This is a genomic window from Leptospira noguchii serovar Panama str. CZ214, assembly GCF_000306255.2.
Taxonomy (GTDB): Bacteria; Spirochaetota; Leptospiria; order Leptospirales; family Leptospiraceae; genus Leptospira; species Leptospira noguchii.
On record NZ_AKWY02000020.1, the window covers coordinates 110,993 to 127,962 of the forward strand.

Sequence of the window (16,970 nt, forward strand, 5' to 3'; positions counted from 1 at the left end):
AAACATTTTTCCTAACTCTCCATAGAGAGGCGTGTTCGCTGAGTTCATAATGCCGCCTTAAACTCAGCGCTTCGATGGTCGGTATTTAGATCTTATTTTATAGCAAGGAGAAAAATTGAAATTTAAAACCAACAATCCATTCATTTCAGCAAACTTAGCTATTTCCTCTGTAAAATCAGGACAAAGGGTTTTCGTTCACAGTGCCGCCGCCGCACCTACTCTGCTAATCCAAACCTTAGTCTCTCGTGCAAACGAATTGACCAATGTCGAAATGATTCATCTTCACACAGAAGGTAAGGCTGCTTATGCAGAACCTGGTATGGAAGGAAAATTTTTTACAAATTCTTTATTTGTAGCAGCCAACACCCGAAAAGCAGTCGAAGAAGGTAGAGGGGATTATATTCCAATTTTCTTAAGTGAATGTCCTTTCTTATTTCGAAAAGGAATTCTTCCTATAGACGTTGCGTTGATACAAGTTTCCCCTCCCGACAAACATGGATTTTGTTCTTTAGGTGTGTCGGTTGATATTAGTAAAGCGGCTGTAGAAACTGCAAAAACAGTTATCGCACAAGTAAATGTGAACATGCCTCGTACTCATGGAGATGGAATCATTCATGTAGATAAAATTCATTCTTTTGTAGAAGGAAATCTTCCCTTACACGAACATTTTTCAGAAAAACCTTCGGACATAGAACTTGCCATCGGAAAAAACGTAGCTTCTTTAGTCGAAGACGGGGCCACATTACAAATGGGAATCGGAGCCATTCCAAACGCAGTACTAACTTGTCTAACTTCTCATAAGGATTTGGGAATTCATACCGAAATGTTTTCGAATGGCGTGATGGAACTCGTTCAAAAAGGAATCATAACAGGAATTCATAAGAAAAAACATCCTGGCAAAATTGTGTCTGGTTTTGTGATGGGAACTAAAAAACTTTATGATTTCATAGACGATAATCCAGAAGTTTCAATGTTAGATATTGGTTATATTAACGATCCTCATGTGATCCGAAAAAATCCAAAAGTAACCGCAATCAATTCCGCAGTTGAAGTAGATTTAACCGGGCAAGTTTGTGCGGATACAATCGGTACAAAACAATATTCTGGAGTAGGAGGTCAGATGGACTTTATTCGAGGAGCTTCTCTTTCCGAAGGAGGCAAGCCAATTATCGCGCTTCCTTCCACCACATCTAAAGGAGAATCTAGAATCGTTTCTTTATTAAAATCGGGAGCGGACGTAGTAACGACCAGAGCTCATGTCCATTTTATTGTGACCGAATACGGAATCGCAAATTTATACGGAAAAAATTTGAGACAAAGAGCCAAAGAACTGATTTCAATCGCACACCCAAATCATAGAGAAAGTTTAGAAAAGGAAGCCCTCTCTCGTTTTCGTATCCTTTAAAAACAAATTTTGTCTATAAAAATAGAACTTGTTAGGTGAATATAAAAAACGATTTATTAAATCCCTAAAAAGGAAGTCGCTTCATTTTAAAAAATTTCTTGCGGAGAGAGTTTAAGAATTCATACTACATTTTTGGCTTCGGCCCAACGGAGATAAAGATGAATTTGAAAGCGCTTTCCTGGATTGGTTTTCTATTATTGACCCTACCACTTTTGTCGGTTCCAACTCCCCCTACATTGGAAACTCAGGTCAAAAATTCAGACTACATTGCTTTGACCAGAATTACAAATGTTCGAGAAACAAAAATTTCAGAAACTTCAATTTCTGTCACTGCCACGGTTGAAATTCTAAAACCCTGGAAAGGCGCCGAACAACTTCCTTCTAAGTTTGAAATCGGTTTTATGATTTTTCCCGAACTTTTAGGCAAATGGCTCAAGGCTTCTCCTCCAGAAGGAGATTACATTTTATTTTTAAACCAAAAAAAGGTTAAAGACAGCAAGGGCAACGAATCTTCGTTGATCGTTCTTTACGAACCGCATCCTTTCGCGTTTAAGGAATATTCCAGAGCTATGGAAAATGAGATTGTAGAAACCGTCCGATCTCAAAAAGGAAATTAAAAAGGAAAGTATATGAGAATTTTAAAATATTCTATTTTAATCACTATTTTATTACTAAATTTCCAAATTTCTATTTTTGCACAACCTTCCTTTCGTTCTTTAGGAATGAAACAGGAATCCTCTGAACTTCTATCTTCTTTAAAAGAAACAAATCCTTATGGGATCTCTCACAGAGGACTTGCTTCCAAAGTGGATCTTTCTTCTTCTATGCCTCCCGTAGGGAACCAAGGAGAACAAGGTAGTTGTGTTGCTTGGTCCACTGCCTACGCGACTAAAAGTTTTCAAGAATATATAGAAAGAAAAAGTTCTAAAGATTGGTCTCTCAGAACCGCCCAAGGAACTCCGAACTATAGTAAAATTTTTTCTCCTGCATTTATATACAATCAGATCAACGGCGGAAGAGACAATGGATCTTTGATTTCGGACGCAATGAGAGTGATGGTGGAAATGGGAGCGGCGCCTTGGGATACTATGCCTTACAATCCTGCAGATTATAGAACCCGTCCTTCTCAAGCTGCAATTGAAGCGGCTTCTAAATACAAAGCGAAAGAATTCTTAAGAGTAAAAACCACCGATATGAACGAAGTCAAAGCTCAACTTTCGGAAGGTAAACCAGTTGTCGCCGGGGTTTTGGTTTATGAGAATTTCTTTAATCTCAAAGGGGATCAAATTTACAAAGAAGGTTTAGGTAAAACCTACGGAGGACACGCAATCGCCTTAGTAGGTTATGACGATTCTAAAAACGCAGTCAAATTTATCAATTCTTGGGGAACAGATTGGGGCGATCAAGGATATGGATATATAGACTATCGTTGGTTTACTAAAATTTGCCAAGGCGCTTTTGTAATGATCGATCAAGTAGAAACCGTCATAGATCAAGGAAAACCGGATTCTAGTAGTACTCCAGAGGTTGTAAACGATTCCAATCCTATAGCGCCCTCTTCTATCACCGCTTCTCAAGGAAGTTTTACAGATAAGGTTTTGATCAACTGGGAAATCGTTCCGAATGCGGTCGGTTACGAAATTCATAGAAAAGGCCCCGGAGATTCCAATTTTGGAAAAGTAGGATTATCTTCTACAAATAGTTTTAACGACGATGGGGTTCAACCCAACCTTGCTTATAAATATAAGATTCTAACTTTGACAGATTCTTCTGCTTCTGATTTGTCCCAAGGAGAAGTGGTTGGGTTTGCAAAAACGGAAGAATTAAAACCTCCCCCTAAAGTTTTAGGAGTGAAAGCGACTCAAGGACAATATGATAATAAAATCGAACTCGTTTGGGAGCCTGGAGACGCTTCTTCCGAATATCAAATTTTTAAATGGAATCAATCTCAGAAAAGATACAGTCCGATTGGAACTTCTAAAATCAATAGTTATGTAGATACATCCGCAGCAAAAAAAGGGATTGTTGAAATTTATGTGGTTTCCGCAAAACTAGGAGGAAAAACAGGAGAGCCTTCGGATGCAGCGAGCGGTTTTACCTCTCAACCTAAAACCCCTCCTGCAAAGCCGTTGGGTTTAGTAGCCAGCCGAGGCTCTTATCAAAACAAAGTAGAACTAAAATGGCAAAAGGTTTCTGGAGCTTCTAAATATCTAATATTTAGATACATCAAATCCGGTTGGATAGGTGGTGGTGCTTGGGAAAAAATTTCGGAAACTGGAAAGGAAGAATTTATCGATGAGAATCTTCCAGCACGTTATGCGTATTATTCCGTAACTGCAGTTAATACAGAAGGTAAAAACGGACCTTTCTCTAGTTTTGCTTACGGTTATACGGATCCAAATAAACAAAGAGGTGTTAAACTATCTTCTCCCGAAAACGTCAAAGGTGTTTTAAACGTCAAAGAAGCCAAAATCAATATAACTTGGGATCCAGTTAAAGAAGCATCCGAATATTATGTTTTTCGTAAGAAGAGAGGGGAATCAAAATGGACTTTTCTAAGTTCTGCAGGAAACAAAAATAATTACGTGGCAGACGTTCCAGAAAAAGAAACTTTATTTCTTTATTCCGTAACTTCTAAAACCGATTTAGGAGGAGAAAGTGAAAATTCACTTCCAGTCTCCGCTGTAATTTCCACAGCAGTTGTAGCGCCTAAAAAAAGAACTTTTGGAGGAGATTCTACTCTGGAAAAGTTCAAAGGACCTTGGACCGCAATGGCTTGGGACGGTAACAACGGAGTCAGCCAAGTAATTTTAGAAATAGAAAGTCAAGATAACGTCAATTATACGGTCAAATTTAATAAGAAAAAGGTCTTTGAAGGGAAATATGTAGAAGAATCTCCGATTATAGATAAAGACGGAAAATTCAAGATAGAGATCGAAAAAACGGGCGATGCTCTTTCCGTTACAATGAAAGATCCGTCTATCGTAAATCAAAAATCCAACTTGTCTTTTCTTAAAGAATAATTGAGTGTTTGTCCTAAACCTTTAAAAAATCGGAATGTCTATCGTTTTAAGGTTTGGGACAAAGTTTTAACTTTAGGAAATCTTTATAAATAATTCTTTCATTTTTGCGATACCGCAAGACGGCAATTTTATGCAAAAATTCGTTTTGTATGATCACTCTTTTCAGATTTTTATAGAAGTTCTTTTTAATTTCATCAAAAATTTAAAATATACGAGAGTTGTTGAAAAATTCCATAGTAGCGATCAACAAAACTGCTTTAATCGACAGTTACCATGAAACGGAAACTGATAAAGAATTAGTTTTTCAACAACTCTATTGATTTTTTAAAGTATGAGTTCCTACATTTTTAGAATTTGTTCGTAAAATCGTAATTTGTGGTAGTTCCCACATTTGAGTTTTATAACAGCAATTTTGAAGTTTTGTAAGAGTTCCCACATTTATTTTTTAGAGTAAAACAAAACGTTAGGAAACAGACTTTTATAACAAACTCACGTTTTTTATGGAACGAGCTCCAATTGTCTTGCAAGTTCAAATATATTTCCTTTTTCTTTCAATTGCAAAAGTAGTTCCTCCGAAGTCAAAATCTGATTTACCGCCGTCTCTGGAAGATCCTGCATATCCTTAAAGATTTCCTTATATTCTCTAATAGAAATTTTTTTACAAAAAAGATTGGCTTGGAAATAGTAAACTTGATGTGTAAGTAAGAAGTTCAAAGAATCTATGTCTTCCAAGGCCTCCGCCGTAATGATCGCTTCCCGATTGTCTGAAAGCCTCCTACAATAATCAATAAACGCCAAGTTATCTAAAAATTTAGTAAGATCCTGATCTGCTTTGAATTTAAAACTGATCGGATCTAGTTTGAACTCTTTGATCATCTCTCCTAAATCTAAAACAATTTGGTGACTTTGACTTTTGACTCCGAAATCGTCCGCCGCAAAACTAATTCCAAAATTCCAAAATCTTTTACAAACACTTTTAAGAGTGATGTCTTTTTCTTCGTACGGCTTTTCGATCAATTCCATTCTTACTAGAAATGGATTTAAATTTTGATCGAGTAGAAGATTATGAAAACGTGTTACTTTTTCGTCCGTATCGAAAGTATCAATGAGAGTTTGAGGAGAAATATTGAACTTTAAAAGACCTGGGGCTCCATTACAACACATAGTCAATTTTTCTAATATTAATAATTCAATTCGATTTAGATCTTGATCGTGTGGAATATCTCGAATGAGGTCCGCATAACCAGCGTAAGCTTCTCCACCTACAAACACTTCTCCGCCCTTCATAGAATACGTTTGCGTTTTATAATTATAATGAATGATCGGCTGAATGACAGCGTCCGCTTTCTCTCCAGCAAAATAATCGTTAACTCGATTGAGATAAGTCCAACTCCAACGGATTAAATTATCCTGTAAGTTTTTAAGAGAACAAACTTCCAACTCGTGAAAGATTTCATCCACATAAGAAATATAATTACACTGCGTTCTTGCAATTCCAAAATCGAAATTTATAGAACCACTTTTGATAGAAATTTCTCTCAATTTTCCGAGAAGAGAATCAAAATTTAAAAAACCATTCGAACTAGAACTGTTCACTTGAAGCGGAGCCACTCCGATCAATAGACTCTTTTTATCTCTATAACAATAATAAGAATAATGATTTTCCGCACCTGGGTATAATTCGGAAATTTTGATCGGAACGAATTGTAGGAAATCGAGAAAAGATAGAGATTTTATATCTTGAAATCGAAGAAGAACAATTGGTTTGCCTCGGTTTTCATTGATAAATATATTCTTGAATTGTTCAATTTCACCTTCGTCAAAGGATCTGATCTTAGGACTTTTATAAGTTGTCATTTTAGCCTTTGTAATTCAAAAAATCTTTTCGGATTTTCGTTTGAACCAGAACCTTTCAACAAGTTCAGATAAAAGATCCGATAAAGGATTTTCTTTGTAAAGTCTAAAAGGAATATTTTCCAGATTCTAAAATTCTAGTTTTTAAATCCGATATTTTTCGAGATACGGTTTCGTTATTTTGAATGACTACCTCTCCCACAATGGAAATTTTTTGATCGAATAAAACTTCTCCTTGAACGGTAAGAGAAGAACAAAGTTCTAAAGAAGGAATTTCTGGAAAAAGTCGATTAAAGTCTCCAATCTTTTTATAATATCTTTCATCCAGATAAATCAGTATTTCGCCTAACCTAGATTCTTTCCTTTTGTCGGACATGGTAATAGAATAATTTTCTAAAAGGTGATAGGCGTCTGATCTACGAGCAAGGTAATCCTCGCATTTTTTTACAGGTGCAAATCTATCCCTAGGGATGATGATCCCTTTAACCTTGTCAAAATTTCGGATCGCAGAACCCATCGCAGTTTCGAGTTGTAAAACTTCTTGTCCTTCGATCGTTTTTGGATTTACGATCAGGGAAAGCTCAAAACTTCCACGAAGAATTCTTTCTCGAAGGGCCACTAAGTCGATCCAAAGATTGTTTGTTGAAAAAGTTCTAAACTTACCTAAACCTTCAAATTCGTGCATGTGTTCAGATGGAACTTGAGCCGTTTCGAGTAGTTGATAATTACCGGAAACGGTTTGTTTGTAGATCGCCCCGCCCTTTTTATCCGCAAGAGTTTTAGGAGTCATCTCCATACAAAATTCCAACTTTTCTTTCAACATATAAGAAAGAATTCCTGGATGTACCGTAGCTCCTAAATTGTCTCCGTTGGATACAAAAGCAATCTTGTATCCGTTTTCAATGAGAGTATCTAAAAGCCCAGTTTCCAAAAGAGAAATCCATATATCCCCGTGACCGGGAGGACACCACTCTTCGTCCGGATTTTTGCAGCTAATAGGTGTTAGGTCCTTTTTCAAAAGACGAGGCACTTTATGTTGTAAAAAAGAAGTGGGAAATTTTTGACGGAACCCAATCCGATCCAACTCCTCCTGACTTTCCTTTTGTGTATTAAAACTGTCCATGAGGATCAAAGGAACAGATACGTTATACTTTCTTTCAATGACTTCGGATTGTTTTGCAATAATTTCTAAAAAGGACATTCCATTTTTGAGCTCGATTAAAGATTTAGGACCGGAAAGTCCCATAGAAGTCCCAAGTCCGCCGTTGAGTTTGATAACGACTAAGTTTTTGAGAATCGAAGGATCTGGAACATATTCACTTTCAATTTGTTCCAAAGTAATCTCATCCGATTTAGGATCTAGATCTCCTACTTCTTCCCAACGAACCATTCCGGTTTCTCCGTTTCGAACCAGATCCGTTTTTTTCAAAAAGTCCTGGATAAAAGCGGAAGATAAACCCTCAGAAGTCATTTTTTTTTGGATGAGTTCATCCGATTTTGATTTTAGCGAATCCATCTTACCACCGATTTGTTGTTGTATTGTTCGTCGAACTCGGTGAATTCAATCCAGAATTTTTCGACTGGGTTCGAAGGCTCGTAAAAGAATTTCACTCTTACTTCTTTTCCTTTACCTGGAATTTCCTGTGGAATTTCTTCGTTCTCTTGATATAAGGGAAGAAAAATAAGATATGTATAAATATAAACGATTTTTAACGGAGATTTTTTGTAGACCAAAACTCCTTTACCCGTTAGATCTCTTTTTAAAATTTTAGTGTAAGGAACCGGAAAGGATTTTTTCCAGGTTTCTTTGAAATTTTTCTCCATACCAGAATGGGTCGGGATATTTGAATAGACAACGGAGGGTAGGATTAAAAAAATCCATAAGGAAAGAACCAGCTTCTTTGTTTTCATGAAAGACTCTGACAGTCTTGTCTTTTCACTCCATAACTTCAAGCCATTCTCATGAAAAAAATCTTATCTGTTCTCAGAACGTTTTTTTATTTTCTTTCTGAAATTTTCGAATTTACGATTTCATTAATTTCTTCTTTATCTCCTTCTAATAAGGATTCGGATCTTTCCGGAGGAGATATTTTTATAGTAACCGGTTATCTATCCGGATCATTTTTTTATTCTAAACTACGCAAGGCATTAGAATCTAAGGGCTACAAACCTAGAATTTTAAATACACCCTCTTTTTTATTCAACACTACAAGTGCAGTAGACGTTCTTTCAAAACAAATGGATCAAATTCCTTCTAAGTCTGTTTTACTCGCCCATAATACGGGAGGACTAATAACTCTGTTACTGCCGGATCGAAGTCGGCAAAAAATTAGAGGACTTATAACATTAGGAACCCCGTTTCGAGGAAGTTATTTTTTGGCCGCAAACGGTTTGTATTTTGGTTCTAAATATTTAAAAGAACTATTTAAAACGTTTCTGTTTATGGATCGTTTTCATCCACTTGCCCCTTTGAAAGAATTCATTTTTCTTCCCGCTTCTTCTTCCGTTTACGGAGAAGGAAGGGATCTTTGGTTTGATATTCCTGGTAACTACAATCAGGTTCGAAAAACGGAAAATATTCGAACGATTTTAGAATTTCTTTCTTTCCATTATCCGAGCGCCGCTTCGAAGGAGCTTGAAAAAAAATCGACTCCAATTCCAAAATTACAACCCCAATTGCCAAAACCGAAAACATCTAAAACAAAAAAGAAATCTTTGAAAAAACAAAAAAGTAAAAACACTTCTAAGACAAATCGTTCCGATAAACGAGAAAACATAAGTTCGCTATCAAAAAATAATCTCAAAACGAAATTCTCTGTTTCTAAAACAAAAAACGCACCAAAGAAAAAATCCCTTACAATTGTTAACAAAAAGAAAAACGCTCAGAAAAAACGTTAATTAACGTGGCTCGACGAAAAGAATTTTCCAAAAACGTAAGTCTTCTACAATTTTAGAATTTGTTCGTAAATCGAAATTTGCGATAGTTCCCACAAATTAAATCACATTACAAATTTTTAAACATTTATTTTTTATATGAGTTCCCACATTTTAAGAATTGATCTAGAAAGTTCAGATCTTAACTTTTTTCAGAAAATGAATTCCTTACGCCGAACTCACGTTAATCAGAATTGTTGAAAAATTCCATAATGGCGATTAACAAAAACTGTTTCAATCGACCATTTCCATGAAACAGAAATAGATGGAGAATTAATTTTCAACAACTCTATTGTAATTTTTAGAAGTGGAGTTTCCGTATTTTAAAAATTGATTTATAAAATGGCAGTTTATAAGAATTTCCAAAACTTAAAAACCGTAAATGAACGCGAAAGCGATCGATGCGAAAAAACTTCAGCAGAACGCTCTTTTAAGTTTAGCGCCTTACTCCTTAAACTCAATACATTGCGGTCACTCGACAGATCGTGTTTTCTAATACATTGAAACTAAAGACGATTCTTGTATTATGTTTCCTGCATACAATTTATTGACCAGAGTTAAGAGTCCGGTCCGGCAAGCCAAATTTCTCTCTGATTTTCTTTCGCCAAACTTACGTTCAGTCTATAATACTTTTAAAAATTTTCTTTACGAACTTACATTCAATAACTTCATAAGAATTTTTTTATATAATTCTCATTTAAAATGAATATTACATTTCGGAAGTAACTTTGGAACCCAGTAAAAAAATTTTACCGGGCTTGCTTACAAATCTGTCCAAAAACTAAAATTTAGGAATATTAAGCATTCATACTTTTTTCAATTTTTTATATCGAATTCAAATTGATACAAACCACATAACAGTGTGTGTTACTCACTTACACCACAAAAGTAATTCATATAAATTGGCTAATTTTTTTTGAAAAAACAAATTTAAGAGGCGACAAACACGTGTTATTTGATGTTAAAACGTTATAAAATAGAATTTAACATTACTTTTGAAAATTAAAATTCATTTTTATGAAAAAGTATAGCCAATACTACCTGCATTGTCTAGATATTGCCAAAAATAACAATAGTTTAGAGTTCATTCTACAAAACAACATCCAGGAGAATTATCAATGAAGAATGAATTGAATCTTAAAATTCGAAACCTTTGGGGGATACTTTCCGTATTGTTTGCTCTTGTAGTAACACAATCAACCTTCGCCGTTAGTTATGAGAAAAAGATTTTGACGTATAACGTTGTCAGTCGAAACGCAAGCAACATGACGACAAACTACAAATTAAATGTGGTTCAATATCGTAACACATCCTTCATACAAACTCCAGGTGCTAAGAACGTATTGTGTGTGCACGGTTTTGGAGATACGAGCACCATCTTTGAGCCGCTTGCAAAACAACTCATTCTAAAAGAAAAAGCGAATAACGTTTATATTTTAGATCTTCCAGGACACGGTGGTAGTACAATGACAAAGGGCACGGCTGCATATCCTTCAAATATAAGCGAACTATCGGTCCAAAATTACGAAGAAGCAACTCGTGCCTTGTTAGATGCCATGCCGTCCACAATGATCTGGCCGGATCTGCCGACCACGATTGTAGGCCATAGTATCGGTGGACTAGTGGTACAACTTCTACAGAATAAATTAAAAAGTCAAAATTCTAGTTTGTTCAAACGATATAGTATCACTAGTACTATACTGATCGCGAGCGATATTCCATATCCTCTTCCTTGGTCTGGAAGCGACTTGACAATGGATGATCCAAATTATAACCAGTCAGCAAAAGCTTTCGTATGGAATTTTAAAGTGGAAAAAATCTTATCCTACTTCCCTCTTGTGACCGGTTTATTTGTGGAAAGTCCGGATGATTTTTTTATCAATACCAAATATTCCGTAAATGGAATACCGGTAACCGGAGCCCCCACACCTGCCCAAGTTGAAGTTATGAATGTATTAGAACCTTATCATGCAGCCGCAAACATCGTAGGTTTAGATCCTAGTGGGCAAACACAAAACGCAGTTCCACGTATACCGATTACGAATGGAATTTGGAGCGGAGAAGATCTAAAAGTCGTTTGGTTGGATAAGGACGTATTTTTCACTCAAAAAGAAACCCAAAATCTGGCAAATTATCTAAATCCAGGCATAACAGGAGTGATGGTGACAATTTCAGATCCAGAAGCGGTCCATGGTACTCCTTTTTCAAAACCTAGTTTGTTAGTTCCATTATTCTAAACAAGGTGCATTTGGTATAATGCGAAAGAAATCAATGCGGGGGACTTTAGTAGAACGTTCTTTATATCGCGTTCTATAACAAATTGAAACTAAAGGCGATCTATTGCATAACGTTTCCTGCATACAATTTTCTGATCAGAGCTTGAGAGCCCAGTCCGGTTGTCTATGGCAACCGGATTTTCTTACTCCGAATTCATGTTAGATAGTTAGTTTAGATAATTAAAATATTTAATTATTCTTATGTCATTCATTAGCATAATTAAATAAAACAAAGAAGAAACCTCTATAAATCCAGAATTCATTTTATGGAGGTTTCCTTTTCTGATTTTCTCCATAAAGCCGCAAGTAAACTTCCGATTAGAGAATGTACAAGACTAGAAATTGCTGCAGGAATTGCAACCAGCGGATCGGAAAAATTATTTCTGGACAGAACAACTCCTAAACCAGAATTTTGCATACCTACTTCGATCGAAATTGTTCTAGAAATTTTTTGTTTTCGGATGAACAACCAAGATATGATATAACCGAAAAAGAAACCGGATATATGTAAACTCAAAACTGCAAAAATTAATGCCTCAGCCGATTGTAAAATCTTTTCCTTTCCAGCTCCTAAAATAGAAGAAACGATCATAGTTATTAAAAATACCGCTACCAACGGCGAAACAGTTTGAATCTTTTTAGAAACTTCGGGAAGATAAAAGTTTAACAAAATTCCCAAAACCACCGGAAGAATTACAACTTGAAACGTATCCAAAAATAATCCACTTGAAGATACATTGATTCCTTTCCCTATCAAAAAAAGTGTAAGTAAAGGAGTCATAAACACGGAAAGAATCGTAGAAGACGCGGTCATCGAAACCGAAAGCGCCAAATCTCCCCTTGCAAGATATGTAATTACGTTAGACGCAACACCTCCGGGACAACACGAAACCACAACGAGTCCAGTTGCAAGAGGCATAGGAAGATCAAGTAGAACTCCAATCCCCCAACCTGAAACTGGCATCACAGTATATTGTAATGTTACTCCTATAAAAACGGGAATTGGGGTTCTAAATATATTTCGAAAATCCTTTGGTAAAAGTGTGATTCCCATACCAAGCATCGTAAAACCGAGACCATATGTAATTGCTGGCCCCGTAAACCAAGTAAACCATTGTGGAAAGAAAAAAGAAAGAACAGACCCAATCAGCACCCAAACCGGAAATAAAAGTGTTCCAACTTCTCCAATTTTTTGTAATTTAGTTTTCACTGAAATTTAAATATTACCTTTCTCTAAAATACTAAACCTAATGTGAGTTTAGTAAAAATTTTTATCAGACTGTATGAGTTCCCACATTTAGATTTTTTGGACAAGTTTTGATGGAAGCTCCTCAAACAAAAATTTGAAATTTGATAGGAAAAAAAGAAGTATTCAATCTAAAAATTTCCATAATCTACCCCAAAGCCCTAGAATGAATCATTTTAGATCTTTCATCCAATGTGGTAGTTCCTACAATTTCGATTTTATGTTTTGTAGAATTTACGATTCAAACGTTGAAAATAATTCCCAAAATTAACAGTCGATTTTGCAAAAGTATGAAAGTTCTCAAAAAATTCACTTTCGCATTGGGTTGTATCGAAACTTTATTGAATAAAAATTCCCAACTCAAGATGAAAAAGAACCCAGTAACTTTACAACTCGATCTAATTGATCTTTTTTATTATAAATATGCGGAGAAAATCTTACCTTTCCTAATCGAAGTGCACACATCACTCCATTCTTTTTAAGATAAGAAACGAGCTCATCCATAGGAATTCCTTCCTTATAGCCCACTACAATTCCTGTTCTATTATCAGGAAAATGATCCAGCTCGATTTGAAATCCGATTCCCTTCATTCCTTCGGAAAGATAATCCGCAAGTTCATAGATTCTTTCCATTACAGAATGAAATCCTATCTTCTGAAGCATTTCAAGCGTGGATTGAAAATATACCCAGTCGATAAAATTTCCTGTGGAAATTTCATAACGATCCGCCCCGGATTTCAATTCTGCACGATAGGGCAAGTAAACTTCATCGTTAACCACGGACCCAGTTCCTTTAAACGGAAATGAAAGTGTATCTATTCGATCTTGTTGGATGTATAACATTCCCAAACCAAGAGGACCCAAGAGCCATTTCCATGCGGGGAACGCTATGTATTTTAATTTCATCTTTCTTACATCCACTGGAATCAAACCGATTCCTTGAGCTCCGTCTAAAACGAATTCAATTCCTTTGGAATCTAAGAAAATTCCGATTTCTTCTAAAGGAAACGGCATTCCAGTACACCAATGAACTGCAGATAAAGCGACAATCTTAGTTTTAGAACTTATAGAAGATTTTAAATTCTCTATAAATTGATCCGGAGTAGATGCCATCGGGATAAATCCGATCACAACCCCTTTTTCTTTCCAGTGTTCCCAAGGATAAATATTACTCGGGTATTCGTTTTCTAAGAGTAGAATTTCGTCTCCGCTTTTTAACTGAAATCCGAGGGAAAGAAAATTCATTCCTTCATTCGTGTTGTGGATAATACAAAGTTCTTCCACGTCACAATTGATGAGCCCGGCTATAATCTTTCGAATAGAATGTTTAACGGAAGCGTATTTACGAACTTCCGTTAAAACTCCTTTTTTAGAATAACCTTTTAGATATTCTTCAACCGCTTGGATTGTATGTACATTACAAGGAGTGGTCCCACAATTGTTTAACCAGATCATCTCTTGGTTTACAGGATAGAGATCTTGAATTTCTTTCCAATCGATGATCGATTGCATTCCTTACCGTTTTACCTTTTTTTCTTAGATTTTGCGGACGTTTTCTTTTTAGGAGCAGCTTTTTTTACCTTCTTCACAGACTTTTTAGGTTTTATTGCCTTTTTTTTGACTCCTGCTTTTTTTACCGCTGCCTTTTTCTTAGGAGTAGCTTTCTTCGCTATCGGTTTTTTATTCTCTACTTTTTTAGGAGCCGGAGCCGTTTTTTTTACGGTTGTTGTCGTAGCAGATTGTTTTGGCGCAGACTTAGTAGTTGTAACAGATGTAGTTTTTGGAGTAGAAGTTGTAGGACTCGGTTTTTTAGATGTGGAAGTGGTTCTTACAGGTTTAGATTCTGCCTTTGCCACTTCTTCTGCCTGTTCATCCCAGAAAAAAGTTCCTTGTCCAGAACCGGATTGAGATTGATCCAAACCGTTTAACTCAGTTTCCAGAAGAGATTGGTAGTTTTGATTATAATCTCTTAATTTTGTAAAAAGAGATTTGATATTCACATCTTCAAACTTGTTTGCAAGTTTTTCGTAAAAAGAAACCGCGTTCTCCGCTTCACGAATGGCCAACTCAAGCGCCTCATGCGCATCCTTAGTTCCAGGACCAGAAATGGTTCTTTCCACTTTGTTCATCAGTTTTTGAAGAGTCGAATCGTGGAATTTATGAATCGCAGCAAGTTGTTTTAGATTTGGAAGCTCGGATCCCTCTGCTTGTTCATACAACTCTGTAATAAATTTAATATGATCGTCCACTTCTTCCGCGAGTCTTTCGAAAAGTTCCTTCGTATCTCCGGGAGAAAGTTTTTCATACGTACTCATATAAAATTCGAAGTAATCCTTTTCGTGCTGAATCGCCGCTGCAACCGCTTCTAAAAAAGTCGTTTCTTTCAAAGGTTTAATATTCATGATAAGATTCCTCCCGATTTCATTGCAATCTTAGTTAGGTTACGGACCGAATCAATAATTATTTAATTTTCTTCCACAGATTCATAAATGAGAAATTGAGCAGCGTAGTAAGTCGACATGATCCAAACTCCGATCCAAGGAATAGGAATTGTAGTAAACTTTCTAGTAGCAATGAGACTATCCGATAAAATAAAAAGCAAAGAACCCGCTAAGGATTTCCAGAGTTCAGACTTAGAACATTCTCTAGAAACGGATCTCCAGCCCATTACACAAATTGCAGTCACATACACTCCGACGGGAATATACAAAGAAGTTCCAATTCCCGAAAAAATCCAAAGGTAAAACGAAATTCCAAATACGAAATAAGGAATGGCTCGAACGATATGAATCGGATTCCCGACTGAAAAGCCGATCGAATACAATATTTGAGCTATTAAAAAAGAGCCAAGTCCGAAAACAAAATAATTTCCGGGAACACTTAAAAACGCGTCTCCAAATAAAGAAAAGATCAGACCTACAAAAATAAATTTACCACCCTTTCTTTTCCAATTCCCTTCTAAAAAAGAGAAAAAAATCAAAACTAGAATGGGTGCGATTTTACTTCCTATTTTCAGAGTAACGTTATCCGGCACAAAGTATAAAACGAGTAAATGAACAACGGACGCAGTACAAAATAAGATTAAAATCATAGTGGCCTTCTTTGATGGGAATTGCGATTGTAATTTTGTAAAGAACGGGAACTTTTGTCATCAAAGAATCGGGAAAACAATCGAGGGACTATGGGTTTTGGAGAATGGATCTTAATCGTCATATTTACGTTAGCTTTAGGTTTTCTCATCTATTTAGATCTATTCGTTCTCAATAAAAGAGCTCATAAAATCCCTCTCAAAAATTCAATCTATTGGTCTCTCTTCTGGTTCAGTCTTGCAATTTCATTTAGTATTTTGATTTACTTTATGGATCCACTTCCAGAGGACCCAACTCGAGGTAAAACCAAAGCACTTGAGTTTATCGCCGGTTATCTTTTAGAATATTCTCTTTCTGTGGATAACCTCTTCGTTTTTATCATGATCTTTCAGAAATTCAGAGTAACACCTCAGTATCAGCCCTTGATTTTAAAATGGGGAATCATAGGCGCTTTGATCTTTAGAGCGATTATGATTTTTATAGGCGCGGGGCTCATCTCTCAGTTTCACTGGATTTTATATTTATTCGGAATTCTTCTTTTATATACGGCCGTAAAAATGTTCGCACATCAAGAAGAGGAAGACTTTGATCCTGAATCTTCTTTGATAATTCAATTCGCGAAAAAAATTCTTCCTCTCAGCCAAATATATCATCCCGAAAAATTCGTAGTTTTAGAACACGGAAAGTATCTTTTTACTTCCACTTTTGTGACTCTGTTAGTCGTGGAATTCAGCGACATTCTATTTGCGCTCGATTCTATCCCCGCGATTTTTTCAATCACTACGGACGCGTTTATCGTTTATACATCGAACATATTTGCAATTTTAGGACTTCGTTCTTTATTCTTTATGCTTTCGGGCGTGATGGAACTGTTCATTTTTCTTAAAAAAGGAGTTTCAATTCTTCTTGCCTTTGTAGGAATTAAATTGCTTCTTCCACTTGTTTCCCCTTATATTTTTGGACACGAAATCCACATTCCAATTTTGCTTTCTTTAGGAGTCATCTTGGGAACGCTTACCCTTTCGATCCTTGCTTCGGTTCCTCATTACCTCAAAATCAAAAAGGAGAATTGAAACGGGTTTTTGACTTTACACCAAAGTATTACAAAGTTCCCTAGAAAGGAACCTCAACCAAATCCTCTCA

At 36.0% G+C, this 16,970-nt stretch carries 13 protein-coding genes; 6 read left to right on the plus strand and 7 right to left on the minus strand.

All coding sequences use genetic code 11. The features are described 5' to 3' along the window. The first annotated feature begins 115 nt into the window (after positions 1-115). The 3 genes from LEP1GSC059_RS09210 (at position 116) to LEP1GSC059_RS09220 (ending at position 4,428) form a co-directional block, all read left to right on the plus strand. The gene (locus LEP1GSC059_RS09210) at positions 116-1,405 is read left to right on the plus strand and encodes an acetyl-CoA hydrolase/transferase family protein (protein ID WP_002179868.1); all 1,290 of its coding nucleotides are present in this window, start codon (positions 116-118) and stop codon (positions 1,403-1,405) included. 158 nt (positions 1,406-1,563) lie between these two features. Beyond that, positions 1,564-2,022, plus strand: a complete 459-nt coding sequence (locus LEP1GSC059_RS09215; protein ID WP_002179694.1) for an LIC_20196 family exoprotein — start codon at positions 1,564-1,566, stop codon at positions 2,020-2,022. 12 nt (positions 2,023-2,034) lie between these two features. Next, complete coding sequence (locus tag LEP1GSC059_RS09220; RefSeq protein WP_017213489.1) at positions 2,035-4,428, plus strand: C1 family peptidase; 2,394 nt, start codon at positions 2,035-2,037, stop codon at positions 4,426-4,428. A gap of 498 nt (positions 4,429-4,926) precedes the next feature. Here LEP1GSC059_RS09220 and LEP1GSC059_RS09225 read toward each other — a convergent pair whose 3' ends face one another. The 3 genes from LEP1GSC059_RS09225 to LEP1GSC059_RS09235 all read right to left on the minus strand — a co-directional run bounded on the left by LEP1GSC059_RS09225 (position 4,927) and on the right by LEP1GSC059_RS09235 (position 8,193). Then, positions 4,927-6,285: an EAL domain-containing protein gene (locus LEP1GSC059_RS09225; protein WP_002179945.1), complete on the minus strand. Its 1,359-nt coding sequence runs from the start codon at positions 6,283-6,285 to the stop codon at positions 4,927-4,929. Positions 6,286-6,388: 103 nt separating this feature from the next. After that, positions 6,389-7,798 (minus strand): UTP--glucose-1-phosphate uridylyltransferase, encoded by a 1,410-nt coding sequence (locus LEP1GSC059_RS09230; RefSeq protein ID WP_017213486.1) that lies wholly within the window; start codon positions 7,796-7,798, stop codon positions 6,389-6,391. Next, complete coding sequence (locus tag LEP1GSC059_RS09235) at positions 7,786-8,193, minus strand: G protein-coupled receptor family protein (protein WP_002179870.1); 408 nt, start codon at positions 8,191-8,193, stop codon at positions 7,786-7,788. Before LEP1GSC059_RS09235 ends, LEP1GSC059_RS09230 begins: the two co-directional genes overlap by 13 nt. Before the next feature lie 51 nt (positions 8,194-8,244). Here LEP1GSC059_RS09235 and LEP1GSC059_RS09240 point away from each other — a divergent pair, with 51 nt between their 5' ends. After that, positions 8,245-9,180, plus strand: a complete 936-nt coding sequence (locus LEP1GSC059_RS09240) for an esterase/lipase family protein (RefSeq protein WP_020980695.1) — start codon at positions 8,245-8,247, stop codon at positions 9,178-9,180. 1,154 nt (positions 9,181-10,334) lie between these two features. After that, a complete protein-coding gene (locus tag LEP1GSC059_RS09245) occupies positions 10,335-11,453 on the plus strand; it encodes an alpha/beta hydrolase (RefSeq protein ID WP_017213484.1) in 1,119 nt (372 codons plus the stop codon). 298 nt (positions 11,454-11,751) lie between these two features. On the opposite strand, the gene LEP1GSC059_RS09250 is transcribed toward LEP1GSC059_RS09245, so the two are convergent. The 4 genes from LEP1GSC059_RS09250 to LEP1GSC059_RS09265 form a co-directional block, all read right to left on the minus strand. Beyond that, entirely contained in the window at positions 11,752-12,702 is a 951-nt protein-coding gene (locus LEP1GSC059_RS09250; RefSeq protein WP_017213483.1) for a bile acid:sodium symporter family protein, read from the minus strand. A gap of 396 nt (positions 12,703-13,098) precedes the next feature. Further along, entirely contained in the window at positions 13,099-14,250 is a 1,152-nt protein-coding gene (locus LEP1GSC059_RS09255) for an aminotransferase class V-fold PLP-dependent enzyme (protein ID WP_017213482.1), read from the minus strand. Between the two features lie 11 nt (positions 14,251-14,261). Then, positions 14,262-15,140, minus strand: coding sequence for a ferritin-like domain-containing protein (locus LEP1GSC059_RS09260; RefSeq protein ID WP_020980719.1), 879 nt, complete (start codon positions 15,138-15,140; stop codon positions 14,262-14,264). A gap of 62 nt (positions 15,141-15,202) precedes the next feature. Beyond that, entirely contained in the window at positions 15,203-15,829 is a 627-nt protein-coding gene (locus LEP1GSC059_RS09265) for a lysoplasmalogenase (protein WP_002179988.1), read from the minus strand. Positions 15,830-15,919: 90 nt separating this feature from the next. Here LEP1GSC059_RS09265 and LEP1GSC059_RS09270 point away from each other — a divergent pair, with 90 nt between their 5' ends. After that, positions 15,920-16,900, plus strand: a complete 981-nt coding sequence (locus tag LEP1GSC059_RS09270; RefSeq protein ID WP_002179758.1) for a TerC family protein — start codon at positions 15,920-15,922, stop codon at positions 16,898-16,900. The last annotated feature ends 70 nt before the right edge of the window (positions 16,901-16,970 follow it).